Below are 26,956 nucleotides of genomic sequence, written 5' to 3' on the forward strand. Positions count from 1 at the left end.
CTTCAGACGAACATCGCTGAACAGGCTCTTCAGACCGTTCCTTGCGCCCACGCATCACCCGACCTCAACCCTGCCACGGACCGAACAATTCAAAGGCGCATCGCTTCAATATCACGCGAGCGTCACGGCATTGCCCCGACCGCGCCGCAACAAACCGCAAAATTTCCCTACTCTTGGCACGCTGATGGGCAATGACGAGGGCCCGCATCCAAAGCGCTCATGGCTCCCTCAGCAAGACCTTCGGCATGACATTCCTGGCTTCCTGGCTCCTGATCTGGCAGATGTTAGACCTGTTTGGCCTGCTCGGCCTCCTCTGTGGAGTAGCCACGGGACTGATGCCGAGCCGTCGACTGATTCTCCTGAGTTCCGCGTTGTGCAGCGTCTGTTTCAGCGTGCATTTCCTCCGCCTCGGCTCTACGACCGGCATGGCGATGAATCTCATCGGAGTGGCCCAGAGCCTGCTGGCCGCTCACTACGTGACCGCTCGGGGCTACCCATCCTGGCTTGGCGCAACCTTCGCGGCGACGTTCCTCCTGGCTGGGGCCCTCACTCTCTCGACTTGGAACGGCTGGCCCTCGGCTTTCTCGGGCCTCGGCACCCTCATATCTACCGCTGCACGCCTGCAGGCCGCGCCGCAGATCATGCGTGGGCTCCTCATGGGATCGAGCCTATGCTGGGCCGCTCACAATCTGATGGTGAGTTCCGTCTGCGGTCTGACTTGCGACTGTCTCGGCTTAATCGGCTTCACGCTGGCCGCCCTGCGTGAACACGCCGCCTCCCGGCGCGCGGCACCCGGTCTCGCGGCGGGCGCTTGAAGGCCACCTGCCTCACGCGGCGATTGGGTCGGCAAAGGCCTGCGGCAGAAGCGGGGGCAAGTCACTCATCGAGGCGAGTATGCGCTCTGCGCCAGCGGCCAAAAGCCGTGCGCCAATATCGCTCGCGCAGTGCCCTCCCCCAACGAAACCGAAGGTGCGCAGTCCGGCTGCCCGGGCCGCCGTCACGCCAGGCACGCTGTCCTCGATCACCACGCAGTCGCGAATATCGGCTCGCATCCAGCCGGCGGCGTAGAGAAAGACATCCGGTGCCGGTTTGCCCCGCACGACGGAAGAGGCGCTGACGACGTTTCCGCCGAAATACGGCAGTAAGCCTGTAGTCTCAAGGCCCAAGCGCAGCTTTGCCGGCGCGCTGCTGGACGCGACGCAGGCCGGCGCCCGAACTCGGCACAGGATATCGGCCACGCCCGCCATCGGCCGCAACTCCGTAGCATAGGCCTGCGTGATCCGCCTGTGCATGCAGGAAATGAAGCGCTCCGGTAGCGGACGGCCGCCGCGATCGCGCTCGATCTCAGCCAGCATCTCCGGCTCCGGGCGACCGGCGAACCGGGTGATCACCTCCGACGTCGTGATCGGATAGCCGTGTGCCGTCAATTCGCCGGCGACCAACTCGCAGACCAGAATCTCGCTATCGATCAGGACGCCGTCGCAATCGAAGATCAAAGTCGGCATGACCGCGGTGTTTCTGCTGGATAGGGGCAAGTGTTCAGGCTCCGTCGGACGCGAATGGTGGAGGGAAATGTGGATCAGGGGCGGAACGAACCATCCCGCAAGGAGCCCTCTATCTCCTCAAGGCTCCGGCCGGCGGTCTCCGGTACGAAGCGAAGCACGAACAGGAAGGCGAGCACGTTCAGGGCACCGTAAAGCAGCATCACGCCGCCCGTCCCTAATGCATGTACCAGGGTCAGCGCCGAGGCCGTCACGACGAGGTTCGAGCCCCAGACCATGGTTGCCTGCGCACTGGTCCCCGCGGCTCGCACCGAAAGCGGATACATCTCCGATCCGCTGAGCCAGCCGACGACCTGTATGCCGCCGGCATTGAAGAACATGAAGGTTAGCAAGCAAGCCAGGACCGGCCACGACCGCTCGCCGCCCGCGAAGCCGAAAATCAGCGTGAGGCCCAGCACGAATAGGCTAAGGGCGGCGCCGGGAAGCATCCATAGGGAAAGGTTGCGGCGTCCAGCCCGGTCGACGATGACAAGACCGACCGCGGTCATCAGCGCGTAGACGAGGCCGAGCCAGAGGGTTGAGCGCAGCGCCGTGGCGTGATCGACCCCCACGCCTGTGAGGAGCGTCGGCGCGTAATAGATCATCATCTCGATACCGGTCAGCTGCGTGAAGGCCGCGATCCCAAGGGCCGCCAGTACGGCCGGGCGTACCCAACCCTGCGCGAGGCCGCGCCAACCCTTCACGGGTGCGGCGCGCTCGGCCTCCACCACCCGCTCGATCTCGGAAACCTCACGGTCGAGATCCGTCTGCGATGGGCGTACCCGGGCGAGTTCCCTGCGCGCGGCATCTGGCTGGTCTCGCCCGATGAGCCAGCGCGGGCTCTCGGGTAAGAAGAAGGTGCAGGCACACAGGATCGTGGCCGGGATGACAGCTCCGCCGATCATCCAACGCCAGGACATGACCTCACGAAACTCGGACGCGACGAGGTTTGCCGATAGGATGCCGAGTCCGATCGCCACGTTGAACATTGTCACGCAACGACCACGTCGGTCCGCCGGGGCCAGTTCGGCCAAGTAGACCGGGACTGCCTGAGAGGAAGCGCCGACGGCCAACCCCAGCACGGCCCGTGCGGCGATAAGAATCCACGCGCTCGGCGCGAAGCTAGACGCTAGGGCGCCGACCACGTAGACGGCCGCCAAGATCGTCACGGTCCGGCGCCGCCCGATGCGCTCCGTGAGCCAGCCGCCCGCGAGCGCCCCCCCTATTGCACCCACCAAGATCGCGGCCGCAACCATTTCCTGCATGCGATGGTCGAGGTCGAACTCGCCGCGAATCGCCAGGAGCGCTCCCGAAATGATGCCGGTATCGTAGCCGTAGAGGAAGCCCGCCATGGCACCGATGCCGACGACGAAGATCAGAAAGCGGCTGAAGCGTTCACCCTGCGCCATCGCCCGGCCGCATCCCTCCAACCCCACATTGGTCGTAAGAGCACGCTGGGCAGCCTCAACCCGTGTGGGCATCGATGAAGGTCCCGGATTCCACGAGGCGAAGAAGGCTGAGAAGCCCGCGCCCGGCGGCGGGCGGAACGAAACCCTTCTCAGTCTCGTAAGCGCCGATCGGATCGTTGATCCGATCGGCGAAACGCCGGCTGAAAGCCTCAATCGGCGTGATGTCTCCGGACGTTGGAGCCTGGAATCGCGCCAGAATGCGGGTGATCGGGTCCTCGGTCGAGAAGAATCGCTGCAAGATTGCAGTCGCGGCACCCGCGAGATAGGCGTCGACGTCAACTTCCCGCACGAAGGTCGCATAAGCCGGGTCGCGTCTGAGTAGAATCGCCACACCCTCGCGCATCTCGTCCATTACCGCGATGGCGTAACGGCGATGCTCGGGCGAGGCCGCGATGAAAGCATTAAGCTTCATCGCTCGGTCCCCACCGCTGGCCCGGAAGGCTTCAAGGGCAATAAGCCAGTGGGTGCCGTTGAGGAGCCAACTCTTAATCTGCTTCTCAACATCAAGATGGCGGCTGAACACTATATCGGTTCCGCTACACAATTTCCGCAGGGGTTCCGTCCGATCAGTCAGTTCCAGCTTCAGTGATGCATAGGGTTCGGTCCGGACGCAAACCATCGGATGTGCACCGGAGGTGTCCTCCTCGAGGTCGACGCACATCCGGTCGACAAGCGCCTCGACTGGGACCACCTGTCGGAGCGCCGAGGGCATCACAACCGCATCGAGGTCTGAACCATTCAGCACCGCATGGGCCGAGACGGTATTCTCACAAGCAACCAGAAAGATCGGGCCAATGGGCTCACCGGCCTCCTTCATCTCGGATAGCGTATTCAGCGCCTCGATGACCGCACCGTAATTCTCAAGCTTCAGCACGGAGGCCGTGACGACGACGCCCCGGCGCAGGGCAGCCGAGTCCCTGGCGATGGTGTGTATGCGCGGTCCTATCGTCATCTCGTCGTAGGTATGGAAGGCGTCGTAAGACATTGTCTCACAATGACCGCCCGTGCTGTCGAGCATACGCAGCAGGTAGGTTCGGCCAGGATTCTCCCGCAGAAGCGCATTGCGACGTGCAGCCCCGAGCGCAGTGTCACCGGTCGCGTTGGCAGCGGGGACCGCCCTGTTAAGGAGAACGGTTTGCGTATTAGGCGATCGGAAAACCGGTAGAACAAGGCCCAACCCTAGTCGACCCGCGCCAAAATGCAGATGTAACATGGAATGAGAGACCTCATGATCGCGACGTCCAGTTTCGACACGGCCGCTTGAAACAATTGTCATCCCAGCTACGCGGCTGAGCCTCGGTCGGTTAAAAAGCCACGCTGCAATCCGGATCGACCGGAATCGACGCGATCCGACTGCGCAACGCGCCGAGCCGTGGGGATATTTCGTAATATGATGTCTAGGATCGCCGCCTTATCGGTTTGATCTAGATTTATTTTATGATTGCTGTCCATGATTGCCTCATGTCCGAGAGAAAAGACGTGGAGGTAACGGCAAGCTTTCGTTGTTTGCTCCCGTCCGAATTCACACCAAAATCCCATCTGACGCAGTTTGTACGGTGTCAGACTGTTCAGGCTGCCGCACGGATGTTGGAACGCATAGCTTGCCCCTGGAACGCGCACGCCTTCGGCTCGTCGAACACCGCAAGTGTAGAGCAGTGACAATACCATCCCCTGAGCGTCGGCTTTGTGCTGATGCAGGCGGCATAATAGCCGGCCGATTCATGAGGCCTTCCTTTCGGGAGGGACCCAGAATGTTTGCTGTGAAAGTCTACGGGGCCGTTCGGCAGTTCGTCTTCATCGACGGCAACTCTCGTCGCGAGGCGGCCCGAGTGTTCGGGCTGAACCGCGAGACGATTGCCAAGATGTGCCGGTTCTCGCTGCCGCCGGGCTACACGCGCTCGAAGCCGGTCAAGACGCCGAAGCTGGGTCCGCTGCTACCGGTGATCGATGCGATCCTGGAGGCGGACCGGACCGCGCCCGTCAAGCAGCAGCACACGGCCAAGCGGATCTTCGAGCGTCTCCGCGACGAGCACGGCTACGGCGGAGGCTACACGGCCTTGGAAGGACCATGTGCGGATCGCACGCGCGAGCGGGCGAGAGACCTTCGTGCCGTTGGCGCACCCGCCGGGTCATGCCCAGGTCGATTTCGGTGAGGCGGTCGCCACCATCGGCGGTGTGCGCCGGAAGATCCACTTCTTCTGCATGGACCTGCCGCATTCCGACGCCTGCTTCGTGAAGGCGTATCCACGGGAGACCACGGAGGCGTTCCTCGACGGGCATGTCGCCGCCGTCGGGTTCTTCGACGGCGTGCCGCTGTCGATCCTCTACGACAACACTAAGATCGCGGTCGCCAAGATCTGCGGCGGGGGGCAACGCGAGCGCACCCGGGCCTTCACCGAGCTGGTGAGCCACTACCTGTTCCGAGACCGCTTCGGGCGTCCAGGCAAGGGCAACGACAAGGGCAAGGTCGAAGGCCTGGTCAAGTACGCCCGGTCCAACTTCATGACCCCGGCCCCGGTGGCGGCCTCCTTCGAGGCGCTGAACGCGGATCTGGAGCGACGCTGCCGGACCCGGCAGGATGAACGGGCCGGGCAGCATGCCGAGAGCATCGGCACGCGACTGGTCGCCGATCGTGCCGTCCTACGTGCCCTGCCGGCGGTCCCGTTGGAGCCGTGCGAGAAGCGGGCTGGGCGCGTCTCCTCGACCGCGCTGGTTCGCTACCGCTGCAACGATTACTCGGTGCCGACCGCCTACGGCTTCCGGGACGTGCTGGTGAAGGGCTTCGTCGAGGAGGTCGTGATCTTGTGTGCGGGGATCGAGATCACCCGGCACCCGCGTAGCTACGGCACCGGTGTGTTTGTCTTCGATCCGCTGCATTACCTCGCGCTGATAGAGACCAAACCGAACGCTCTCGACCAGGCGGCCGCGCTCTAGGGTTGGGATCTGCCCGAGGCGTTCCAGCGCCTGCGCCACCTCCTGGAGGCGCGCATGGGCAACCGCGGCAAGCGCGAGTTCATCCAGGTGCTGCGCCTGATGGAGGCGATGCCCAAGGACGTCGTGGCCTCGGCCGTCACCGACGCGATCCGGCTCGGGGCGACCGGCTTCGACGCGGTCAAGCTGATCGCGCTGGCCCGGCTCGAACGACGACCGCCCCGGCTCGACTTGGCGGCCTATCTGCATCTGCCCAGGACCATGGTGAGGACGACCGTGGCCGCCGACTACACGGTGCTGGTGCCGGAGGTGGCGGCATGAGTACGGCGCGTGACGAGACGATGCCGGGCGGCACCACCGGTGGCACGCCGGGGATCCTGCTCGCCCACCACCTCAAGCAGCTGAAGCTGCCCACGGTGCTGCGCGAGTACGACAAGGTCGCCCGGGAGTGCGCCCAGGGCGGCATCGACCATCCGCGCTACCTGCTCCGTCTGGTCGAGCTGGAACTGATCGATCGCGAACGCCGCATGGTCGAACGCCGGATACGGTCGGCCCGTTTCCCGGCGGTGAAGAGCCTCGACACCTTCGACTTCACCGCAATCCCGAGCCTGAACAAGATGCTCGTGCTGGAGCTGGCGCGCTGCGGCTACATCCTTGGCCGGGAGAACGTCATCGCGCTCGGCAACTCCGGCACCGGAAAGACCCACATCGCCTTGGCTCTCGGCCTGGCGGCCTGTCAGAAGGGCTTCTCGGTCGCGTTCACCACCGCGGCCTCTCTGGTCAACCCGCTTTTGGAGGCTCGTGACGAGCGCCGTCTGCTCCGGCTGCAGCGCGAACTCGCTTCGGTGAAGCTCCTGATCGTCGACGAGCTCGGCTACGTGCCGCTGTCGCCGACGGGGGCCGAGTTGCTGTTCGAGACCTTCTCGCAACGCTACGAGCGCGGCTCCACCGTGGTGACCTCGAACCTGCCGTTCGAGGACTGGACCTCGGTTCTGGGCTCGGAGCGGCTCACCGGCGCGCTGCTCGACCGGCTTACCCATCACGTCAGCATCCTCAGCCTGAACGGCGACAGCTACCGCCTCAAATCCTCCCGCAGCCGGGGCAGTCGCGCCGACGGCAGGGCGGAGCAAAACCAGGCCACGGCCGACCCCCACGATCCCGAGACGGGCGAGATCCTGCCAACTTGAGCTTCACGATCGGCGACGAACGATGAAGGGGCCCGATCGGGCCCCTTCATCGTTCAAACAGCCAGCCGCCATTGGCCTAGTTTTACTCCGCCGCAGCGGCCTGGAATTGGTCCGCCCTTTACAGCTCACTCTGCGTTTCTCATTGCAGTCCGTCAGCCAGACGGGGCCGATCATATCTATGCGATCTTGGCGCAGTCAGTGGACGAGGCAATCAGAGTAGCTGCCGCACAAGAGCCGGAAGGGCCTGCACCACGGCACGTCGGCTCGCTAGGCTCCCACACCGTCGAGCGTATGAAGCTGCAGATCGGCGAGGCACGGATCATCTAATGCTCCCTAGCGCGGCCAAAGCTTCGCGTACCCATCCTTCATCTCCGGGCCTATCGCTTTCATTTGCTGCATGCCGAGCAGGGGGTAAGATCTGATGCGGGAGCTCTATGCCAGCTCAAATGGCGACCGGTGGCACCTTATGATTGAGGAATCCACCGGACACACGTTTGTCCGACACACTGCCAACGAGGCCTCTGGAGGGCATACCGTAGACATGGCATTGCCCATCTTCCTGAGTCTCGACAGGGGCAGCCCAGAGCATCAAGCGTTCTGGGCTATGATCCGTCCCCTCGTGAGCAGTAGCGGTCAGGGCAGGGCTGAACCCGCCACTGCATGGGTCGAAGTCGGATTTGGAAAGCGCGCGACGCCCGTTAGGCAGCGACTGTAGCCTTACGAGGCCGACCGGCCTTCTTGGGCTTCTCAGGGGCCGAAGCGGCCTTTTCAGCGACGGCCTCTTCCGGTGCTGAGGCTTTCGCGTTGGCTACACCCTTGCGCTGCTGCCCAAGACCGAGGGACCGAGCAAGCTCCGAGCGCTGCGCCGAGTAGCTTGCGGAGGTCATGGGATAGTCGGCGTGTAGGCCATGCTTCGCACGGTAAGCCTCAGGGCTCAGTCCGCGGAGCGTCAGATGCCGGCGCAGTGTCTTGTATGGCTTGCCATCCTCGAAGCTGATGAGGTGGTCTGGCGTGATCGACTTCTTGATCTGAGCCGGCGTCGCCTTCTCGATCTTGTCCACCTCCGGCGCGCTAGATCCACCGTTGGTAAGGCCGCTGATGGCGGCGTGCACGCTGCTCAGCAACTCGGCCAATGATCCTACCGGAACCGAGTTGTTGGAGACGTAGGCGGCGACGATGTCAGCCGTAAGCTCGATATGGCTGGTCGGCAATTCGGGGGTCTGATCTGTCATATCGCTGTTCTCAAGAGGAGCTGTGAAACCCCCATAGAGCAATGTTTAGTGGCGTTCTCAATAGGATTGTCATCGGATAGCAAAATACATTGGTGATATACGCGCTCTTCGAAGCCAGCCGCGCCGACTTAGAATGAGAAGCAATAGGCCATCGATGACGCACGAACTCCCGCCCTGGCGCGAGATCACGACGGACGACTATGCACCCCGCATTTTTACGGATCTGGGGTCTTTGGAAGCGTGGATCGCTTCTTCGGAGACCCTAAGGGCCTTGTTGGCTCGCCAGAATGAGGGGGAATTTCGCCTGCGCCTGATCATTCGGCAGGGCGTCGATCTCAGATGGGGGCCAACCGCAGACCCGAACTGGTGGTGGGATTACACCCACGGTCCAGAGCTCGCCCTCGACGCCGCTGAAATCTGGATCGAGCGGGCCGATGGCCGACGCAAGCGTGTGGATCAGATGGAGACGCGGCCGCAGCCTTGGTGAGGCCTACCTTGGCGTCTGAGTACGGACGCTACCGCTACCGCCGCGTCACCGCGCTGCTGCAGGCAGCGGGGTGGCAGGTGGGCAAGAACCGGGTTCAGCGGATCTGGCGTCGTGAGGGGCTCACCGAAGGCTCGTGACGCATGCTTTCATGGGTGATGCGGACGTGTCGTAGACGCTTGTCTGGCGCTGGCAAAACCGCTTCGCGCAGGAGGGCGCCGAAGGGATCCTCTGAGATAAGCAGCGAAAGTTCGAATAGACTAAAGTCTGACACTGCTTGACATCTGGCCGGGCAATGACATGCCTGGGCCGCTGAGAACCTGCATGCTGAGAAGAAATGGGCAAACCGGCCTAGCTAACAAGACATCACTCGGACCGTAACAGCACCGATCTCATGACAAGGCGCAAGGGAATGGCAAGAACTACCTCCCTATGCGCCTAAGCTGCGGAAGAATACTTATTGCGGCTGAATGGTGCTGCAAAGCGGGCTGTGTTGTGAGATTCTGACTGACTCAGGCACTCACGGAGATGCGATTGGAACTCACACTTCTGCACACGCCCCAGCCCCGCCCCTTCGGTGGCTTCTACCTCGAAGTCGCCAGCAAACTCGACATCGCCTGCCCTGGCTACCTCAATCGCGTGCTGCACGCCTCGACCCTGAAGCGGTCGATCCAGTTCGCCGCCTACCCCGAGATCGACTTCTCCCAGCCCGAGCTGATGGCGGCTCGTCTCTGTGTCTTGGCACCGGATGCTTGCTGCCCCAGCCTTGATCCGGTTGCGCAGATCGCCCGCGGGCTGCTCGCGCTCTACCCGCGCAATATCGCGCGTGCAGCGTTCGGTTCGGTGCCGGAGGGTTTCCTCGGCATGCTCGGTCGCATCGGTGACGATCCGCTGCCTGACCCGGCCGATTACCGGCTCGCCTACAACCTCTTCGCAGTCCCGGTCAATAAGGCGCGGGCTAAGCTGCTGCGGCAGAAGGCCGGACAGATTTCTGCTAAGCACCTACGAGTCGCCACGGTCCTCTCGCCCGTGCTGGTCCATCAGCAGGTGTTTGAGCGCATCCGCAGCGAGTTCTCGGCCGAGAGCCTGAATATGGCTGCGGATCTGATCCGGCAGCTTCACCCGGCTGTAACCGATGAAGCGCTACACGCCTCTCTCGATGGTCTCTCGCCCAAGGATCGCGATCTGTCCGAATGGGTCGGCACCTGGCTGAGCAAGGCCGAGATCGTGCCGATGACGTCACCCTTTCCCATAGAAGATCCCGACCTGCAGCTGATCACGCCGGCCAAGCTCGCTGAACTCGGGCGGCGCTTCAAGAATTGCGCTGCTTCCTACGCGAGCTATCTCGCACTGGGAACGCACCTCGTCTTCGAGTGGACGCGGCCCGGCCAGACCGCGGTGATCGTGCTGCGCAGCCTCAGCGACGGCCGTTGGCTGATCGAGCAGGTTCGCTCGCAGAGCAACGACGTGCCGGCTCATGACACCCTGTTGGCGATCCGGGCGAAGCTCCAGAGCCATGGCATCCTGCGATACGGCGGCTCGGGCCGCGCAGAGATCACGAAACGACTAGTTCACTTCCTGCGCCTGTATGGCCTCGAGGGCCACGGTGATCTGCTCGACGAAGGCCTGCCGGATCCCTTCGAGGACCTGCTGGACGCGGCTTGATGCTGGTCGCTCGAAGAGGCGGGCGCTGATATGAAACGCGCCCGATGCCTTGATCATCGGGGCAACGATCCAGACCACACCCTTTCCTCTCGAGCCGGCGATCGATCCCCCGCTGTCACGAATTCTAACTCTCGTTTTTTTCGAGTATTTACAATTTTGAGTCAGATCCGCCGTTGGTCGAGGTGAAGCCGAGAGCGACGTAGGGTCGAACGGCGAGCGAAAAGCCAAGGGATTTCCTTATTGGTCGAGTGTTACGAGACCTGACGTAGTCGAGAGCGGGCGAAGCTCGCGATAGGTAGTTGCTGCTGAAGGCGAAACACATATTACTACATAGTTACCCTGCAGGTAGTACTACGTAGTACTATGTGTTATGACAGCTTTCCTCCATATGAGCGGAATCCAAATCAAGTTGAATTCGCCATCAAGCTGAATCACGTGCCGATCATTGATCTACTGAATTGCTTTCGCATCAGCTCGGATCGGGGCGATCGATTGCTCATTGGTCATTCGCGTAATCGCCCCGCATGGTATGGGTCTGGATACCACCGTCAGGGAACTTGTTCCCGGCGTGATCGGTCTCTAGCGCCTCGACCATGAGCAGTTCACGGTTTCGGTAGATGTAGGCGACAGGCTTGTTCGGATCGGCCATGTCCACCCGCAGAAGGTGTTCGTCATAATAATGCCAACCGTTGTTGTTGTCGTGGAATAACCCGTAGAGGTCGCTCAGGCGGGTATTTGGCTTCCGGTCCAAAACGATCGTCATGGCCCAATCGGCGAAGGCCTGAGTGACGAACTGGCTACCGACGGCGCCGGCCAAGGTCTTTTCAAACCCTGCCTCGGTGCGGAGCTGGGCGAACTTCCGCCACTGCGTACTCCGCTTGTGTCTGACGATCGAGTCATGTGGCACGGTCCACACCTCGACGCAGAGTGCATGCTTGCACGACGGTGTCTTCGGCTTGCGCTTCGGCGCTGGCTTCGTGGCTTTCAGGATCAGCCCGATCTGGACGGAGGTGATCATTCGCGGAGGTGGCATGGGCGTGTGATCGTGCGTACCGTTCTCCTTAACGGCCTTCCAAGCGTGGAGCGCGGCGTAGTAGTCGGCCTTCCAGTCGAGGGATGGAATCTCAGCATTCGATGGATTCATATCGGTCGGATTCAGCAACGCAGAGGAGGAATTGGGCTGAATCTGGTTAAGAACGGCGCTGAAGATTACAAGCGGGTTAAGATGCATCATGTGTCCTGGCTTGGTTGAAAGCCAGATCTAACCACGTGGCCCGCCGTGAGAGGTATATAAAACTGACAGGACTAGATGATTCTGGGCAGAACGGATTCACGTGTCCTGAATCGCGCTAAATCTATGAATCCACCATTTTTAATATGGAACATAGCCCAACAGTCGGCTACGAATCGATTCGTTAAGACAAACACATTATCGAAAAACGGATCATTCACCATGAATCTCTATTACATCAAGGCAGAGTTCGCCGGCGACGGCTGCATCGAAAACCAAAACCTCTGGATCCGCGCGGATAGCGAAGACCGTGCCCTGGAACTCTGGGACGCCTACTACGCGATCGTCGATACGTTCGTGGATCGCACCTCGTACGTGCCCGGTCCGGTGACGCGTGCGGAAGCCAAGTCAGCCTTCGACTGCGGCTTCCAGATCGATTTGCAGAAGACCTACGCGGTTCCGGCGCCGGCCGAAGGCCCAATCGACTGGGACGAGGTGAAGCGCCTGACCGTGACAGAGTCGTGAAGGCCGCCCAGGCGTTCAATACAGCGCTGTACGATCGGCCATCCTGATCATCCGCATGAACCGGAAGCACCGCCGCGTTTGGATCGCGCGTTAGAGAACAGTAGAGCCGGTCGGTGGTCAACCTTGGTCCCCACCGGGGCCTGACCACTTGAGCTTGAACATCATGGCATTCAGGGTGCGGCAGAAGCCCAAACAGAGCCGATCTTCAACGTGACACATGTCCCAGCCCACGCCGCCGGAGTCGTTCTCGCTCACAAAATCATCGACCGCCGTCGGATCGAAGCTCCTATACCCTTGGTTCCACCTTATATCCATCAGGCGGGGGAACGTCGTATGGGTGATTTCAACGTAGGAGTCCCATTCCTTCAGGAACCAGCGCTCCCGCCCGTTCATCTGCGAGGTGATCTCTGGACCGGGCCATTTGTCGTAGAGCCCGCTCGCCCGGTCCTCCTCCCGGGCCGCATACGCTTCCTCAAAGATCCTGATCGACTTATCGATTGCGGCGTGGGAGGCGGCTCGTTCCGCGTCTGCTTTCTCATCCGGCTCGGAAGATAGTACGCCGACCCTCTGCCGCTCTACCGGCAGGCGCAGATCCTCGCCCGGCACGGCGTCGACCTCGACTGTTCGACGCGGGCCAATTGGGTTGGACGCGCCGCCTTCCTTCTTCGACCGGTCCACGAGCGTTTTCTGGAGCAGTTGAAGGGGGCGCGAGTTGTCTGACGACGGGACCGCCGCGCCGATGCTCGATCCCGGCCGGAGCCGTACCAAGACGGGCTAGCTATTCGCTTATGCCCGCGACGATCGGCACTGCGAGCCACCGATCCGCCGGGCGTGGCCTGCATCTACGCCCCCGACCGCACGGCCCGGGAGCCGATCCTGCACCTGTCCGGGGTCCGGGACATGCTGCAGGTCAACGGCTACGCTGGCTATAAGGCGCTGGCCCGGCAGGGCTAGGTGCAGCTTGCTTTCTGCTGGAGCCACGTGCGCCGGGGCTTCTACGACTTGGACGGACCGATCGCGATGGAGGTGCTGGCTCCCATTGCCGGCCTCTACCGGATCGAGGCCGAGATCCGCGGCCGCTCTGCTGACGAGCGGTGCGCCGTGCGTCGGGCCCGCAGCCGTCCGATCTTGGCGGCGAGGGAGCCGTGGCTGCAGGAGCGGCTCGAGCCGATCAGCCAGAAGAGTAAGTTGGCTGAGGCGATCCGCTACGGGCTGACCCGCTAGGCGGGCCCGAGCCTGTTCCTCGACGACGGGCGGGTCGAAATCGACTCACACAGTGCTGCGTCTCCAACACGGCCCCCAGTCGCCGACGGTGAGCCCACTGCGAGCGGAGAGAATCGCGGCCGCCGCCATCACGTGGAGCGAGCAGGATCCGGAGACGGCGTAGTGCGCTGGCGCCGCAGTTCGCGGCCCTGATACGTGGCCGCCATGCCGGTGAATGGCAGACGGCTTTCAGGCCCCCCCCACGGCAGCGCCAAATATGGCTCGACGGCGCATCCCAATGCCGCATCGGGGCACAGAATAGTCCTGCAGCACGCATTTGTACCTCATAGCCTGATGGGAAAGAGGCTTTGCGTGTGCATGCCTTCGTTTCGTGCCGATGGAGGCGAATGAGGTACACCATGCTGCCAGGTTGAGACCGCAGTAGCTCATATGCATCGGAACTGTTCACTGCCACCGATCGAATCTGCACAGTGAATCCACGAGCTTCCATCAAGCAGTCCAAGATTCGATGATATATTTCAGACATTTATGAAGCTTCATGGCCATAAATCCGCCCTATAGCGATCGGCGCAGTAATCTATCTCCACAAAGATTCAGGGATAGACCAATCGGGTTTGAAAAAATTGTAGACACTACGTGTGATGCCCGATATAAATTGTCGGGTTCATTAGATGCTGTTGATTTTAACGGCAAAGATTTAGATTCATAAAGAGACATATTGTATTATGAGCAACGATTCGCAGATGGTTTTTGGCATGTGCCCGTACGATGACCTCGTGCAAATGACCAGCCGTATCTCTCAGTTCCAGGCTAGGCCGTTGGGCATGCGCTTCAATGAGTACTACGACGACCTCGATGAGGTTGGCGAACGGGACGACGTTGAAGACGGTGACGGCGAGGATGCCTTCGAGTGGGGCAGGGGCAGCCCCGAAGGGGCCTTGCGTGACATCGAAACGGATGTCGGACTTGAAAGCATCCAGACGTACTTCAGAACGGAGAGGTTCTGATGCCGTGCACACTGAGCGTTCAGCCCAATAAGCTCATGCGAGAAAAACTGAGCTCTACACCCGACCCGCGCACCCTGTGGATCGTCCGCATCGCCAACGAGGATTGCCGGCATCTGAACGACGTAGAGGTGTTCTCGACGCGCAAGGAAGCTGAGGTCTACTTTCGTGAAACCCTGATCTGGCATCTGACCATCCTCATGGCAGGTGACGAAAGTAGGGAGGAGAGCGCCGTACAGGTGCAGCTCGAGGCAAAGTCAACTGATGAGCTGATCGAGCTCTTCATCGCGGACTCTGATACGGTCATGTTCGCGGTCGATGTCGTAGAACGCATCCTCGATCCAGGAGTCGAAGTGAGAACGGCGTGATCGTTTGGGCTACGGCTCATCGTACCGCATAGGGAGGACAGGGATGAAGATCTGGCAGGTCTACTTCGGCAATGACGGCGACGGCTGGAGCACCTTCCATGCCACACAGCAGAGCGCGCAGCTCTGCTACTCAGAGCAGATGATTTCCGACATCCTCAACGTTGATGAGGATGCGGTTGAGGTGGATCTGCGGGGCCTGTCTGAGGATGCTTTACATGAGCATTACGAGGAAGCGACTGGGCACGGCGGGTGGTATGAGGAAGTGGATCTGCACACGTTCACGACCGCGGAGGGAGCGAAGGCTGGCGTGACATGATCCGTTGCGTCGCGCCGCGGCACACTTCTCGTGCCCTTCGGATCGCAGTCGCCACGTTTCCGGCCGTCCATCAATATGAATATGAATCAATATCCGTTTTGAGCTCATTCAGCTTGCACTTATATATTATTGCTTTCTTGTTATAATTTCATTGTTTACGAAAGATTTTCTAATGCCCAATTACATTCCGAACCGGCTGGTCCTTTCCGGACCTGTCGACGAGATCAGGCGATTCCATATTACCTGTATACGGCAGCAGGCTGATGCGGATTCGGTTGAGGTGAGCCTGGACTTCGATGCCATCATTCCAATGCCGGCCGAAATCTTGGCCACAATGGGCAACTACACGGACGCTGCTCGCGCACACGCGCTTAAGGCAACTGGCTTTGATGACTGGTACTCTTGGGCCGTCGCCCGATGGGGCACGAAGTGGAACGCATCCTCCTTCGCGATCCTGAATGCCGGCCCTGAGCTGATCGATGTTGCCTTTGATACAGCCTGGAACGGTCCTGAGCCGATCTTCCGGGCTCTCGCTGCTCAGTACCCGCTGCTAAAAGGCTTTTCCTTAGGAGCTGATCCGATGATGGATTGGGCGAACTTGGGCGTTTTTGATCATGGGACGTACGCCTCCACTTGCTCGGATGCAGCCGAGCTGAGCTTCCTAACCAACGATTGCATGTTCGGTCTAGAGCCAAGCCGTCTCAGTGCTCATGCTCTCGTGCAGGAATGGACGGCCATTACATCTGGCGGTAGCCCTGATGGCCCGACGCTAAGCATGGCCGCTGCCGCCACCGCCGCAGTCAAAGCTGCCTTTTCTGCTGAGGCGGTGGTCAAGCTGGAGTTTGCAGTCACTCACCAAGCCTACGCCGAATCGTTTTCTGAATGTGATGCCGGCGAGCTCGACCAGGAGGCTGCGGCAGATCTCGCATTCTTCACAGCGCAGGATCGCAGCCGGACCGGCCTCGATCTGCGATTGCTTGAGGAGCTTGCAGGCACGATGAGCGTGGAGGCCGTGTCGGTGTCTTGTCGGGATGCGGGACGCGTGAACTTCTCGGCCAGGGCCAAACGGCTTGCCGAACGGTGCGGTGACGGAGAACTCCATGCTTGGGCGGCTCTGGCGATGTACCGTCCTGGTGTCTCGCTCGACATGAGCGACTCCGAAAGCATACGGGCCGGCCTCATTACGTATGCCGGGCGGCTCTACGAGGAGGCCGTGGCTTACCTGAATGGTCGTGCGCCCGTGCTGATGCTGCAGGCACCCGATGCTGCTGTGCAGGGAGCCTGAGTCATGGCCAAGTCGATCCGCACCAGGCCGAGCAGGACTAGCCGTGCGACCGTGAAAGAACTCGCTGCTAGAGGCGTTCTGTCGAGCAGCATGGTTGGCATCCGCTCCATCATCCGAGCCGCGACTGGCGAGATCGAGGATCAAGGCTTTGACCTCTTTCACCTCTACGCGGACCGTGAGCGCCTCATCAATTTCGGAGCCGGTTTTGTCGAATGCCGAGCCCAGGTGAGCTACGATGGAGGACGCGCCACACTCGATGCAACTACCGGCAAGAGATATTGGTGCAGCCCGACTTTTCCCCCGGGCTCAACCTTCCCCGTAAACGAGCTCGCCAGCCGCCTCATCCGTCAACCTGATACGAAAGCTGCGTTCGGCATGCCACTGGATGGAGTGCTGTGCGGTGACGCGTATCTGGTTAGGGACATCCGTCGCCATTGGAGCCTGGGTCGGCGAAGCACCGAGCAAGGAGAAGTCGAACTCTTTAACGAATTGCTGAGCACGCCGCGTACTTTAATTAATGGCTGTAATGGGGGGCGCTGATCTTTTTTCATCAAGAACCGTACGCGGACGATTTGATCTTAATGAAGCTCAGATTCGGCTGAAGCAGCTGCATGAGATTCTGCCTCTGTCGCTGCTCAAGTTCATGCCGCCCAGTCATATGGCGCACTTCATGCGCCACGCGGTATGGAAAGCACTCGAATTGTAGGCCACCCTCGATGGCTTACAGTGAGGACCGCGACTACCTGCCCTACCATCCTGACATGACGGTGGCGATCCTGCTCTACGGTTAAAGCCGCGGCCTGCACGCCTTGCGACACCTGGCTCGAGTCTGCGAGGAAGGGGCGATCTGGTGGCGGTGACCAGGCTGGAACTCGCCGGATTTCCGAACCATTGCCGCCTTTCGCAAACGCCACCTCATGGCTCCGTCGGACCTGTTCGTGCAGGTGCTGCGCGTGTGCAGGCCTTCGGTCTGATGCACTTCGCCCACGTGGCGGTGATTTGTACTGATCCTCCCCGGGCTTCGCAGACACGGGGGTGAGCTCGCGTTCCTCTCTGCCTGCTCGGAAGAGATGTAAGAAAAAGGTGAGTGGATGCGCTGCCAATTGATGTCGTCCTGAATGGGGCGAACAAGTTGCCTCGGGCCTCGTCGCGGGTCGGCCCTCGTTGCTGGTGGACGAGCTCGACCTTAAAAGTGTGGAAGAAGCTTTTCATGGTGGCGTTGTCTTAGCAGTAGCCGGTTCAGCCTATGGAGGGTGTTGCCTTCATGGCGGCAAGCTGCTTTTGGAAGGCCTCGGTGGCTTATTGGCTGCCGCGATTCGAGTGACAGATGGGCGAGCAGGATCCCCGGCGTGCTGCTGGTGGTGCCGCCCGGCATCGTCTCTTCACGCGCCGCGGTCATGCCGCCATCTCCGGCTCCAGCACCATGTAGTCGGCGGCCACGGTCGTCCTCACCATGGTCCTGGGCAAATGCGGGTAGGCCGCCAAGTCGAGGCGGGGCGGTCGGCGTTCGCGGCGGGCCAGCGCGATCAGCTTGACCGCGTCTAATCCAATTGCCCCGAGCCGGATCGCGTCGGTGACGGCCGAGCTGATGACGTCCTTCGGCATCGGCTCCATCAGGCGCAGCACTTGGATGAACTCGCGCTTGCCGCGGTTGCCGATGCTCTCGGCATGCTGTCAGGCCCGCTCACCCTGCTGTATCTGGCTGCGTTGGTCCAGATCCGCGTTCAGCGTCTCGAAGGAGGCGGCCACCGGAGCCGGGGTCATGATGTTGGAAAGGGCGTACTTGACCAGCCCCTGTCGTTGCCCTTGTCTAGCTCTTCGATTCAGGGGCATGCAAAGTGGACAATGCCTGCTCGACGCTCATCCCGGCCTTACGAACCAGGGTTTGCATCTTCATCATCGCCGCGGCCTTCTCGCCCGGACTGTCCGAGCGATCGTGAAGGGCGCGGACCTTGGCGAAGTTCTCCAAACCGGCAACCATCAGTTTACCCTCGCCAGGAGGGGCGTGCCCCCCAGCTCAGCCAGGAGGTGCGCCGGAACCTTGGTTCCCGGATCGTCCGGCGGCTTGGTTCGATTGGCTAGGGTCCACTGTCCGCCGGTGCTACGCCAGCGGCGAAGGTGGGTGCGCCAGTCGTCGTCGGAGAGGCTGGCGAGGTAACTGTCTGGGCCAGCCGGCTTCCCTTCGGCAGTACCTGGCTCGGGCTGGTAGTCGTTCCAGAGCTGGTTCCGCAGCCAAACCTCGGCGGTTTTGACGAACTCGGTACCGGCCTTGCCGATCCGGGCTTGCTCAGCAGCATACGACTTAGCGCCGGCTATGATTTGTTCCGGATTTGCGCCTCGCTTAAGTGCTTCCAGCCACCGCTTCCGGGCAGGTGTCGCTTGGAAACGCACGTTCCGTGGCGGGTAGGCTGCCCTGAACTCCTCGAACCGATCAATCCTGGTCCCCTTGGGGACTGTAGGGGACTCTTCTCTTCTCTTCTCTTTTAGGCTTGGAATGTATTCGAGCGGTGCTTGAGGTAAATTCTTTGTTTCCAGAGGGTTAGCGGCTTGGCTCCGGTTGTTTTTCTCAGTTTCTACGCGGATTGCTCGGGTTTTTCCGCCTTTTCCAGCATTTTCCCGGTTTTTCATGACGGATTCGAGCTCACGATCCGCCCGGGCGTTGTGAATGCGCCCGTCTTCTACCGCGACCTTGCCCGCTGCGATAAGCTCAACGAGAGCCCGTCCGAACGCCTTCACAGTCATGTTGCAACGGCCGGACAGGCCACGCTCGTTCAGGGCGATCGGCCCCTCGTTAAGCATGATCAGTTGAATGACGACGTGGTAGGCGCGATAGGCGCTGTCGCTCAGCGTCTCAGTGCCATCCATCCAGGCCGGGATGTCGTGCTTGTAGAAGCCAACCATCAGCGCGCCTCCGCCAGGACGTTGCAGGCGATGTCGCAGAAGCACTCGACCCGGATGGTTGGCCCAGAGCGCTGCTTCAGGATCTCGATCTCTAGGGTGTTGAGGCAACGGACTAGGCGGTCTTCCTCTACGTCAGTCCGGTCGGCCTTGTGCTCCAGGTAGTAGGCCTCCCTGTACAGGCCGAGCACCACGTCGGCGTCTTGCTCGATGGACCCGCTCTCACGCAGGTCCGAAAGGACGGGGCGCTTGTCCTGGCGCTTCTCCACTTCCCGATTAAGCTGCGACAGCCCGAGGACCGGGATGCCGAGTTCCTTCGCCAATCCTTTCAGGCCAGAACTGATCTCGGTCATCTCCTGCACTCGGTTGCCCGAGTAGCGCTTGGACGGACAGATTAGGCCGATATGGTCGATGATGAGGGCTGCGAAGGGGAGACCCCGACGCTCGGCTTTCAGCTTCATCTGTCGGGCCCGCGCCGAGATCTGCGAGAGGGTCAGGCTGGGCTGCTGTTCAATCCATATCGGGATGCCGGCGCAGATCTCGGACGCCTCCTGCAGGCGGACCAGCGCAGCGTCAGACAGCCCACGTGCTTCGGCGATGGCTCGATATGTGATTTGGTCCCACTCTCGCGGATTGTAGGCCAAAGCCGAGAGTACGCGCTCGGACAACTGGTCAGCATCCATCTCCAGTGAGATGAAGCCGAGCGCACCGCGGTGGCGTGCTGCGGCCAGGGCGATGTGCATCGCCACCGTCGTTTTACCCATGGCGGGTCGGCCTGCGAGCACGATGAACTGACCAGGTCGCATGCCGAGCGTAGCGGCATCGAGCTTCGGCACACCGAAGGGAACCCCGATGATACCCTTGCCGCGCCGGGTTTCATGGACGCGAGCGAGAACACTCGTGACGCTCTGACCGAGGGTGACGCGCCGGGCACTCTCACTGAGGCCTGCGCTGGCTACCTCGTCCAGCCGCTCGATCATGTGGGTGGCGTACTCAGTCGGGCTGTGCACCGACCCCGTCGTCATCGCGGCGGCGCCCGCCATGGACGTGTCGAACACCAGCCGCATCCGCGCTGCCTGAGCAATCAGCCGTGCATAGCTCGCTGCCCCGCTCACTGTGATGGCTTCTGCAATGAGCTTTGCGAGGTATCCCCCGACCGTGATGCCGCCAAGGTCGGCGTTGCCCAACATGGCTTTCATCAGTCCGAAGTCGATCGCCTCGCCAGCGTCCCGACGCTGGATCATCACCTCGAAGATGTGCCGGTGGATCGGGTCGAAGAAGTCGCTGGGCTGCACATGATCACGAGCGCGATCCAATGCATCGTTGTTGTGCAGGATCGCCCCAAGTAGGGCTTGCTCAGAATCGAAGGCCGTCGGGGGTTGCGCGCCACCAATTGTCATAGAGGCGGTCATTGCGACACCTCCCGCTCTGCAGCCTGCAGAGCCTGGATCAGCTCCGGCAGCTTCGCCTGGGTCAGGCAGATCCCAGCTGCTGTTGGGTATGGCTCTCCACTCGCCGCGCGGCGCGGCGCTTCGAATATCCGCATGTCCACGAGGGCATACCCGTCGCGGATGCTGACGCTAATCCGGATCTCTTGGGTGTTGTTCTTCCGGACAGTGGCGATGGTGCGGAGGTTGCTCATGTGCAGCCTCCTGCCAGGAATGCACGCATCCCGGCCGGGCGGCGGAAGAGCCCAATGACTGTTCCATCCCGACCGATGACCGCCACCATGCGGCTTGCCAGCGAGATGGCGGGGGCAGTATCATTGCCGCTGGGTTTCTTGCTCGAGACCTTCCGTTTAGCGCCGTTGCGGGCTCCAACCCCCGCGACGGCGTTTTTCGTTTTTGCCCTGTCCGGCACCCCGTCATCGGTCGGATTTCCGCTTCTAACCCTTTGATATTGCATAAGCGCTTTTCTCCTCGTTCGGAGAAAAAGCGTTGTTATTTCAATGGGGCAGGGGGGACTCTTAATCAGCGGGTCCAAGGTTCGAACCCTTGTGCACCCACCAAATATTTCAATGACGTAGCTGCTGATTGCTGGCTTCCTGAAAAGCCCTGGCAACCACATAGCTACCGGTTCGTTGCAGCGACCCTCCTTATGTTTCGAAGCTGGTGTTGAGCGAACGGAAACCCGTGAGCGCGGTGAGTTCGCACCATCCTACAATTTTTCGAGTCGGGTCGATCCAAGCTGAGTCGGATGAGTTTGAATGGCAGGTCGCTGCCTGAAGCTTGCGGCGCCGTCGGATCCGTATGGCTACTTTCTTCACCTCAGACACCCATTTCGGGGATGCTCACATCCTGCGTCAGCGTGGAGGGGCGTTTGGATCACTCGATGATCACGACGCGGCTCTGATCGAGGGTTGGAACGACGTTGTCGGCGCGGACGATGACGTCTGGCATCTCGGTGATTTCGCTGCCGGAGCGAGCCGGGGGCGCTGCGTGGAGATCTTCGAGGCCCTGAGAGGCCGAAAGCGGCTGATCCGCGGCAATCACGACACCAATCGGGTTCTTGAATTGCCGTGGGTGAAACCGCCGCAGGAAACTGCGCGGATCACTGTCAGCGATGCCGATGGCACGGAATGGCGGCTGTTTCTCGCACATTACGCGCATCGCGCCTGGCCCGGCCTGTGGCGCGGGACGCGGCACCTGTATGGCCACACACATGGTTCGCTGCCCGACACCCGCTTCTCATGCGATGTCGGCGTCGATGCATGGGGCTACCGACCCGTCGGTGTCGGCGAACTCATAACTCGCCAGAACCAGGCTCACGCTGTCCCGGAAGAACTTCAACGGCAGAATGAGACTCGGACCATATGATCAGCTCCGACGCTGACGTCTCGGCGCGAAAAATCCACCTGCGTCTCCGCACGGAGGCACCGCGTTTGCGGATATGGCAGCCGCCGAGGGTCAGGCCGTCGGCGTAAGGTCGTCGGTCGACCACGTCTCGCGAACGCCGCCGACATCGACCTCGTAGGCTTCGCCGAGGTTCCAGACGCCGACGATGGCTCCGACCCGACCGTCAGGCAGTCGGACGAGGTCGAGCTTTATGAATGGGGAAAGGGTCATGGCACGGCTCCTCTCTCCATCAAACGGCGCGCAGGCGTATTTGATCCGGACCAAGCTCCACGACAGCGGCGGAACGGCACTCGCCTGCTCCGCCGATACCATGACGGCAAGCGTGAGTGATTTCGCCCCAACCCGTTTCGGCCAATCGGGATCAGGACCTTCAACCTCTTTCAGCGTGGCGTTCATCGATGGCGACCTCGTCGTACATCCACGACCGACCGGTGCCCCTTCGTAAGCAAGCATTAACGCTGAGCGGGCATTCTCTCTTACTCAATCGATCAGCCGTTCGGACCATTCGGGTCCGCCCAGTTGAGATGGGAGTCAAACGGCCATGCCTCGCATGCTCGAACTGCTACGCTGGAAACTCCAGCTGCTTTTTGCTTGGACGCCGACACGTACTGTCGCGCTCAATCTGATCCTGGGAGTTTACGCTCTGGCAGGATGGGGTGCATTCGCGAATAAAGCTTCGCTCAACCGTGATCTGACGAATCAGGTCAGCCTCTTGCAGACAGAGCGAAACGGGTTGGTCGACCGGCAAAAAGAGCTGGAGCAGGCAAACGGCGACCTCTTGCGGGAATGGCAAGGTAAGCTCGCCTCTGCTCGAGAGGAACTCAGCCAAGCCGTTTCGGCTCGCGACGCAGCCAAAGGCCAGCTTGCCAGCTCTCAGCGCGCAGCTGCCGCTTCCAGGAAGCGCGTCGAGCAGGCTCGGGATCGGGTATCGGAGACAGGCAGCATCAAATCCGCGGAGCCGTCGAAGAAGGCTGCGGTCAAGCCGTAGGATCGTCTGGCCTGTCTGCCTTTGGTGTCCCGAGCCCTGACACGTGCTGTCTCCATCGGGCACCAAGGCTCGGCTCGTCGCGTTGAGCCAACGCAACCGTGTCTATCTACGAGCAGGTCACGGCCTTGAAAGGCCACGCGACGGTGAGCTTGAAGGCAAGGAAACGGTCGAGGTGACGCAACCCGTTCGGCACGCATTGCTTGCGTGCTGGAGAGCGGAGGCGAATACCGTGTGTTGCGGAGGGTCGAACCATTTGCCGGTTGCTCCGATCAGCCGACCGAGTCCGCGTTCATTAGCCTGATCCTCGATACGCCGCTCCTAGACGGACCGATCACCGGGATCTGCTTCCGCCGCTATGTCGAAGAGACCTTGGTGCCGACCTTGAAGCACGGTGACACGGTCGTGCTCGACAACCTGACCGCCCACAAGGTCAGCGGCAGTGGCGCGACCATTGGGCGGCAAGCGCCCGTCTGCTCTACTTGCCGGCCTAATCGCCCGAACCGAAGGACCGCACGGCCAGGACAGCAATCCGGACGGTGAGGTGCATCATCCCGCCACCCTGAATGGCGTGTGTGCAGAATTCGCCAGCGAACAGTTCCTTATCGCGACGGCCATGCGCGTCGAAGGTGACCTTGCGTTGTGAGCACCTCCCAAACGGCGGAGGCACTGAGGCCATTACCCAGCCCGGCGTTCACGGAGCCCGCAACGGCACCTTGGTCCCGAGGTTGTCCACCGAGGGGCAGGAAACCCTGCGCCTCCCTCTCACTCGCGGATCTCTTCACCGGTGGGCTTCCCGCCCCGAAATGTTCCCTGATCGAAACGAAAAGGGGTTGCAGTGATGGCAACCCCTTCGAACGTCTGTCGGAGACCCGGCCTTATTCCGCCGTGCCCCATTCGTCCTTGGCTTGGGCGGTGGTTCGGTTCAGCTTCACCGTCCCGTCCTCCACCGTGTCGATGGAGTCGACATGGATGAAGTGGTGCTGACCCTTGGCCTCGGGATCGGTCCGGGTGAGCTTGATGCGCTGCCCATCGAGATGATCCACCGTGCCCACATGCCCGCCATCCGAACCGATGACCGGCATATGGTCCTGGATCTTGCTGGGATCGACCATGATCGGAACTCCTTATTCGGCCTTGGCCTTGGCGCTCTTCTTCCGGGGGGCCGCCTCGTCCTCGGCCGGAGCCTCGTCCGACCCTTCGACATTGATGCTCTGTGCGATCTGCGTCAGGAGCTCGTCGGTCTTCTTCTCCTCCTGAAGGGTCTCGTCGAGGAGCTTGGCGGCATCCTCGTAGCCGAGCTGGCTCGCCCAGGTTTTCAGGGTGCCGTAGCGCGCGATCTCGTAGTGCTCGACGGCCTGGGCGCAGCCGATCAGGACCGCATCCGCTGCCGGGCTGCCGCCGAAATCCTCGAGATCCTCTTCCATCTCGGCGGTCAGGCCCTGCATCGCCTCGCAGGTCTTCGAGCGCGCGGACTTGCCGATGATCTCGAACACCTGCTGGAGGCGCTCGACCTGCACGGCGCTCTCCTCGGCATGGGTCTCGAACGCCTGACGCAACTCGTCGTGCTCGGCGGCCTTGGCCGACTTCTTCAGAGCGCGAACGGATTGCCTCTCAGCGTAATAGACGTCCTTGAGCGTCTCGTAGAACGCATCGTGCAAGGTTTTCTGCTTGGCAGCCATAGATACCATCCCACTTTGTCGAATGTCTTATTTGATACCGACGCGTCGCAGCGCTGTCCGTCTCCTATGAACGCTCGCGTTGCCTTGCGGGTCCCAAAAAAGAAACGTCGGGATTTCGGGGAAAACTATGAAGAGCGCTGCCGTGCGGGGAACCTTTCGCCGCCAGCCTGGCTCCCCCGCCGACGCCCGGTCGAGCCACGCCGGTGGTTGGCTTCAAGGCGCCGTGGCAGAATCGTCCGCTGCCTCCTGAAGCAGTCCGGGGGCGAGGCCGGAGATCTCCCGCGCGAGGAAACCCAGCGGGCCGATATCGGCGGCAAGGCGATGTCCCGCTTCGCCGTGCAGATAGACCCCCCAGAGGGCCGCGGTGAGGGGAGCGGCTCCTCGGGCGAGGAGCCCGACCACGAGACCCGCCAGGGCATCGCCGGAACCGGACGTCGCCAAGCCGATGCCGCCGCCCTCGTAGAACCAGTGCGCGCCCTGCGGATCCACGATCCAGGTCTTGGCGCCCTTCATCACCACGACGACCTGCAGCGAAGCCGCTGCGTCGACGGCCGCGCGCAACGGATCGGCCTCGATCTCATCCCGGCTGCGATCCAGCAACTGGGCCATCTCACCGGCATGGGGCGTGATGACGGCCCGGCTTCCGAAAGCGCGGATGTCGGCCGCGTGGGCACCGAGCCCACAGATGGCAGCGGCATCGAGGATGAAGGCGGCGGACGAGTGCTGCTTCAGCAAAGCCATCGTCAGAGCGGTCGTTTCCTGGTCCTCGACCATGCCGGGTCCGATCAGGATGGCATCGCAGCCCTTCGTCACCGCCAGCAGCCGATCGAGGGCGCCCTGGGCCTCGACGACGCCCGATGGCGTTTCCGGCAGGCCGACGACCATGGCTTCGGGAATCGCGAGGGCCAGGGGGATGGCCACGCTGCGGACGGTGGCGATCTTCAGCTTGCCCGCGCCGGCCCTGAGAGCCGCGACCCCTGCCAGGAGGGCGGCCCCGGGCACTTCCGTGGAGCCGCCGAGGACGAAGGCGCTGCCGCGTTCGTCCTTGCTGCCTTCATGGGGGATGGGAAGCCGAAGCGTCCGGAGCCGGGCGAGGGTGAGGCTCTGCGTTTCCATCACCGGGCCGCCACGTTCGCGTCGGGTTCGGAGGTGACGGGTGCGCCCGCCTCGAACAGGGGCGCCACGAAATTGTAGCGTTCCAGCCTCAGCTTACCCGTCGTCTTCTCCTCAGGCTGGAAGCTGTATTCCGTGACGGAGCAGTTCACGACGTCGCCAGCGGCGTCGATGGCAAGGATCTCCGCCTCGGTCATCTCCTCCAGCAGATAGCGCAGGCATAGAACGACGACCTGATGCGCGACGATGAGGACGCGCTTCTCGCCGTGATGCAGGGACACCGTGTCGAGCGCGCTCCTGAGACGCAGGATGACGTCGCACCAGCTCTCGCCGGACGGTGGCCGGTGATAGAATTTACCAAGGCGCCGGCGCATCTCGGCCTGTTCGGGATTCAGCTGTTCGACGCCCGAGCGGGTCAGGCGGTCGAGGATGCCGAGCTCCTTCTCGCGGAGCCGCTCATCGACGAGATCCTCCGGCGCCTCATGCGCCAAGCCGCCTGCGGCGCGGATGCGGGAAGCGGTCTGCCGCGCCCGCCTATAGGGCGAGGTCAGCACCGTCTCCGGCCGCTCATCTGGGGGGAACGTCGCGAACCATCGGCCCAGCGCGTCGGCCTGTTCCTCGCCCCGTCGGCTCAAGGGGACGTCGACGTCGCGCTCGGCGATATCGATCCGCGCACGATTGGCCCCATGCGCGGCCTCGCTCGCGACGTTGCCGGCGCTCTCACCGTGGCGAACGATCCAGATACGGTTCGGCCAGCATTGTCCCATTCGCGGATCCTATTTCGATGTCGTTGCCTAACGTCCGCGATATCCTCCGGGTTCGGCAATGCTCGCTCTGTCTCTGTGACGCGGCCCCAGGAATTCGGGTGGAATAGACTGCGTCGACTTGTCGGGATCGCCGCCTAAATGACGCTTCATGACGGAAACGGAGACAAGAAAAGCCGCATGGCGCTCGGCCTGCA

27 protein-coding genes and 7 pseudogenes are annotated in these 26,956 nt (G+C 61.7%); 18 read left to right on the top strand and 16 right to left on the bottom strand.

Features of this window, described 5'->3' with window-relative positions:
- Nucleotides 1-191: 191 nt before the first annotated feature.
- Nucleotides 192-815: a YgjV family protein gene (locus ACYQOP_RS08025; RefSeq protein ID WP_461222018.1), complete on the top strand. Its 624-nt coding sequence runs from the start codon at nt 192-194 to the stop codon at nt 813-815.
- A gap of 12 nt (nt 816-827) precedes the next feature.
- On the opposite strand, the gene ACYQOP_RS08030 is transcribed toward ACYQOP_RS08025, so the two are convergent.
- The 3 genes from ACYQOP_RS08030 to ACYQOP_RS08040 form a co-directional block, all read right to left on the bottom strand.
- On the bottom strand, nt 828-1,505 hold the full coding sequence (locus tag ACYQOP_RS08030) for an HAD family hydrolase (RefSeq protein WP_461222019.1): 678 nt from the start codon (nt 1,503-1,505) through the stop codon (nt 828-830).
- Between the two features lie 74 nt (nt 1,506-1,579).
- Nucleotides 1,580-3,022: a sugar porter family MFS transporter gene (locus ACYQOP_RS08035; protein ID WP_461222020.1), complete on the bottom strand. Its 1,443-nt coding sequence runs from the start codon at nt 3,020-3,022 to the stop codon at nt 1,580-1,582.
- Nucleotides 3,006-4,028, bottom strand: a complete 1,023-nt coding sequence (locus ACYQOP_RS08040) for a hypothetical protein (RefSeq protein WP_461222021.1) — start codon at nt 4,026-4,028, stop codon at nt 3,006-3,008. Before ACYQOP_RS08040 ends, ACYQOP_RS08035 begins: the two co-directional genes overlap by 17 nt.
- A 733-nt stretch (nt 4,029-4,761) precedes the next feature.
- Between ACYQOP_RS08040 and istA the strand changes: the two are divergent.
- Both istA and istB read left to right on the top strand, forming a co-directional pair.
- Nucleotides 4,762-6,262, top strand: a pseudogene (gene istA / locus ACYQOP_RS08045) (IS21 family transposase).
- Nucleotides 6,259-7,128, top strand: coding sequence for an IS21-like element ISMex8 family helper ATPase IstB (istB, locus tag ACYQOP_RS08050; RefSeq protein ID WP_461222022.1), 870 nt, complete (start codon nt 6,259-6,261; stop codon nt 7,126-7,128). The pseudogene istA and the gene istB overlap by 4 nt, the downstream one beginning before the upstream one ends.
- Nucleotides 7,129-7,826: 698 nt before the next feature.
- On the opposite strand, the gene ACYQOP_RS08055 is transcribed toward istB, so the two are convergent.
- Complete coding sequence (locus tag ACYQOP_RS08055) at nt 7,827-8,360, bottom strand: Ros/MucR family transcriptional regulator (protein WP_461222023.1); 534 nt, start codon at nt 8,358-8,360, stop codon at nt 7,827-7,829.
- A 154-nt stretch (nt 8,361-8,514) separates the two neighbouring features.
- Here ACYQOP_RS08055 and ACYQOP_RS08060 point away from each other — a divergent pair, with 154 nt between their 5' ends.
- From ACYQOP_RS08060 to ACYQOP_RS08070, 3 genes and pseudogenes are all read left to right on the top strand, one after another.
- Nucleotides 8,515-8,847, top strand: a complete 333-nt coding sequence (locus ACYQOP_RS08060) for a hypothetical protein (RefSeq protein WP_461222024.1) — start codon at nt 8,515-8,517, stop codon at nt 8,845-8,847.
- A 5-nt stretch (nt 8,848-8,852) separates the two neighbouring features.
- A pseudogene (locus ACYQOP_RS08065) lies at nt 8,853-8,969 on the top strand (IS3 family transposase); the annotation flags it as partial.
- Between the two features lie 409 nt (nt 8,970-9,378).
- Nucleotides 9,379-10,509: a hypothetical protein gene (locus tag ACYQOP_RS08070; protein ID WP_461222025.1), complete on the top strand. Its 1,131-nt coding sequence runs from the start codon at nt 9,379-9,381 to the stop codon at nt 10,507-10,509.
- A 496-nt stretch (nt 10,510-11,005) separates the two neighbouring features.
- Here ACYQOP_RS08070 and ACYQOP_RS08075 read toward each other — a convergent pair whose 3' ends face one another.
- Nucleotides 11,006-11,743 carry a hypothetical protein gene (locus ACYQOP_RS08075; protein WP_461222026.1) on the bottom strand — a complete coding sequence of 246 codons (738 nt, stop codon included), beginning with the start codon at nt 11,741-11,743 and terminating at the stop codon, nt 11,006-11,008.
- Nucleotides 11,744-11,962: 219 nt separating this feature from the next.
- Here ACYQOP_RS08075 and ACYQOP_RS08080 point away from each other — a divergent pair, with 219 nt between their 5' ends.
- From ACYQOP_RS08080 to ACYQOP_RS08115, 8 genes and pseudogenes are all read left to right on the top strand, one after another.
- On the top strand, nt 11,963-12,265 hold the full coding sequence (locus tag ACYQOP_RS08080; RefSeq protein ID WP_461222027.1) for a hypothetical protein: 303 nt from the start codon (nt 11,963-11,965) through the stop codon (nt 12,263-12,265).
- A 555-nt stretch (nt 12,266-12,820) separates the two neighbouring features.
- Nucleotides 12,821-13,564 (top strand): annotated as a pseudogene (tnpC, locus tag ACYQOP_RS08085) (IS66 family transposase); the annotation flags it as partial.
- A 650-nt stretch (nt 13,565-14,214) separates the two neighbouring features.
- Nucleotides 14,215-14,496 carry a hypothetical protein gene (locus ACYQOP_RS08090; protein ID WP_461222028.1) on the top strand — a complete coding sequence of 94 codons (282 nt, stop codon included), beginning with the start codon at nt 14,215-14,217 and terminating at the stop codon, nt 14,494-14,496.
- A complete protein-coding gene (locus ACYQOP_RS08095; protein WP_461222029.1) occupies nt 14,496-14,861 on the top strand; it encodes a hypothetical protein in 366 nt (121 codons plus the stop codon). The genes ACYQOP_RS08090 and ACYQOP_RS08095 overlap by 1 nt, the downstream gene beginning before the upstream one ends.
- Nucleotides 14,862-14,904: 43 nt before the next feature.
- Nucleotides 14,905-15,177 (top strand): hypothetical protein, encoded by a 273-nt coding sequence (locus ACYQOP_RS08100; RefSeq protein WP_461222030.1) that lies wholly within the window; start codon nt 14,905-14,907, stop codon nt 15,175-15,177.
- 172 nt (nt 15,178-15,349) lie between these two features.
- Nucleotides 15,350-16,462, top strand: coding sequence for a hypothetical protein (locus ACYQOP_RS08105; protein WP_461222031.1), 1,113 nt, complete (start codon nt 15,350-15,352; stop codon nt 16,460-16,462).
- A gap of 3 nt (nt 16,463-16,465) precedes the next feature.
- Nucleotides 16,466-17,002: a hypothetical protein gene (locus ACYQOP_RS08110; protein WP_461222032.1), complete on the top strand. Its 537-nt coding sequence runs from the start codon at nt 16,466-16,468 to the stop codon at nt 17,000-17,002.
- Between the two features lie 52 nt (nt 17,003-17,054).
- A pseudogene (locus ACYQOP_RS08115) lies at nt 17,055-17,459 on the top strand (transposase); the annotation flags it as partial.
- Between the two features lie 45 nt (nt 17,460-17,504).
- Here ACYQOP_RS08115 and ACYQOP_RS08120 read toward each other — a convergent pair.
- From ACYQOP_RS08120 to ACYQOP_RS08145, 6 genes and pseudogenes are all read right to left on the bottom strand, one after another.
- A pseudogene (locus tag ACYQOP_RS08120) lies at nt 17,505-17,794 on the bottom strand (IS3 family transposase); the annotation flags it as partial.
- A 63-nt stretch (nt 17,795-17,857) separates the two neighbouring features.
- A pseudogene (locus ACYQOP_RS08125) lies at nt 17,858-18,121 on the bottom strand (IS21 family transposase); the annotation flags it as partial.
- 151 nt (nt 18,122-18,272) lie between these two features.
- Nucleotides 18,273-18,443, bottom strand: a complete 171-nt coding sequence (locus ACYQOP_RS08130; protein WP_461222033.1) for a hypothetical protein — start codon at nt 18,441-18,443, stop codon at nt 18,273-18,275.
- The gene (locus tag ACYQOP_RS08135) at nt 18,443-19,363 is read right to left on the bottom strand and encodes a YdaU family protein (protein ID WP_461222034.1); all 921 of its coding nucleotides are present in this window, start codon (nt 19,361-19,363) and stop codon (nt 18,443-18,445) included. Before ACYQOP_RS08135 ends, ACYQOP_RS08130 begins: the two co-directional genes overlap by 1 nt.
- Nucleotides 19,363-20,772, bottom strand: coding sequence for a replicative DNA helicase (locus tag ACYQOP_RS08140; protein WP_461222035.1), 1,410 nt, complete (start codon nt 20,770-20,772; stop codon nt 19,363-19,365). The genes ACYQOP_RS08135 and ACYQOP_RS08140 overlap by 1 nt, the downstream gene beginning before the upstream one ends.
- Nucleotides 20,769-21,002, bottom strand: a complete 234-nt coding sequence (locus ACYQOP_RS08145) for a hypothetical protein (protein ID WP_461222036.1) — start codon at nt 21,000-21,002, stop codon at nt 20,769-20,771. The genes ACYQOP_RS08140 and ACYQOP_RS08145 overlap by 4 nt, the downstream gene beginning before the upstream one ends.
- Nucleotides 21,003-21,077: 75 nt before the next feature.
- Between ACYQOP_RS08145 and ACYQOP_RS08150 the strand changes: the two genes are divergently transcribed.
- Together ACYQOP_RS08150 and ACYQOP_RS08155 are read left to right on the top strand one after the other, a co-directional pair.
- Nucleotides 21,078-21,257 (top strand): hypothetical protein, encoded by a 180-nt coding sequence (locus ACYQOP_RS08150; protein WP_461222037.1) that lies wholly within the window; start codon nt 21,078-21,080, stop codon nt 21,255-21,257.
- A 352-nt stretch (nt 21,258-21,609) separates the two neighbouring features.
- Nucleotides 21,610-22,176: a metallophosphoesterase gene (locus ACYQOP_RS08155; protein WP_461222038.1), complete on the top strand. Its 567-nt coding sequence runs from the start codon at nt 21,610-21,612 to the stop codon at nt 22,174-22,176.
- A gap of 90 nt (nt 22,177-22,266) precedes the next feature.
- Here ACYQOP_RS08155 and ACYQOP_RS08160 read toward each other — a convergent pair whose 3' ends face one another.
- Entirely contained in the window at nt 22,267-22,611 is a 345-nt protein-coding gene (locus ACYQOP_RS08160) for a hypothetical protein (RefSeq protein WP_461222039.1), read from the bottom strand.
- A 145-nt stretch (nt 22,612-22,756) separates the two neighbouring features.
- Between ACYQOP_RS08160 and ACYQOP_RS08165 the strand changes: the two genes are divergently transcribed.
- Nucleotides 22,757-23,203, top strand: coding sequence for a hypothetical protein (locus ACYQOP_RS08165; protein WP_461222040.1), 447 nt, complete (start codon nt 22,757-22,759; stop codon nt 23,201-23,203).
- Between the two features lie 309 nt (nt 23,204-23,512).
- Nucleotides 23,513-23,691 (top strand): annotated as a pseudogene (locus ACYQOP_RS08170) (IS630 family transposase); the annotation flags it as partial.
- Nucleotides 23,692-24,078: 387 nt separating this feature from the next.
- On the opposite strand, the gene ACYQOP_RS08175 reads toward ACYQOP_RS08170, so the two are convergent.
- The 4 genes from ACYQOP_RS08175 to ACYQOP_RS08190 form a co-directional block, all read right to left on the bottom strand.
- Nucleotides 24,079-24,315 (bottom strand): DUF2171 domain-containing protein, encoded by a 237-nt coding sequence (locus ACYQOP_RS08175; protein ID WP_056422565.1) that lies wholly within the window; start codon nt 24,313-24,315, stop codon nt 24,079-24,081.
- 12 nt (nt 24,316-24,327) lie between these two features.
- Nucleotides 24,328-24,882, bottom strand: coding sequence for a YciE/YciF ferroxidase family protein (locus ACYQOP_RS08180; protein WP_419953123.1), 555 nt, complete (start codon nt 24,880-24,882; stop codon nt 24,328-24,330).
- 213 nt (nt 24,883-25,095) lie between these two features.
- Nucleotides 25,096-25,998, bottom strand: a complete 903-nt coding sequence (locus ACYQOP_RS08185) for an NAD(P)H-hydrate dehydratase (RefSeq protein ID WP_461225245.1) — start codon at nt 25,996-25,998, stop codon at nt 25,096-25,098.
- On the bottom strand, nt 25,998-26,762 hold the full coding sequence (locus ACYQOP_RS08190) for a histidine phosphatase family protein (RefSeq protein WP_461222041.1): 765 nt from the start codon (nt 26,760-26,762) through the stop codon (nt 25,998-26,000). The genes ACYQOP_RS08185 and ACYQOP_RS08190 overlap by 1 nt, the downstream gene beginning before the upstream one ends.
- Between the last annotated feature and the right edge of the window lie 194 nt (nt 26,763-26,956).

The sequence above is a fragment of the Methylobacterium sp. CM6247 genome (genome assembly GCF_054817925.1).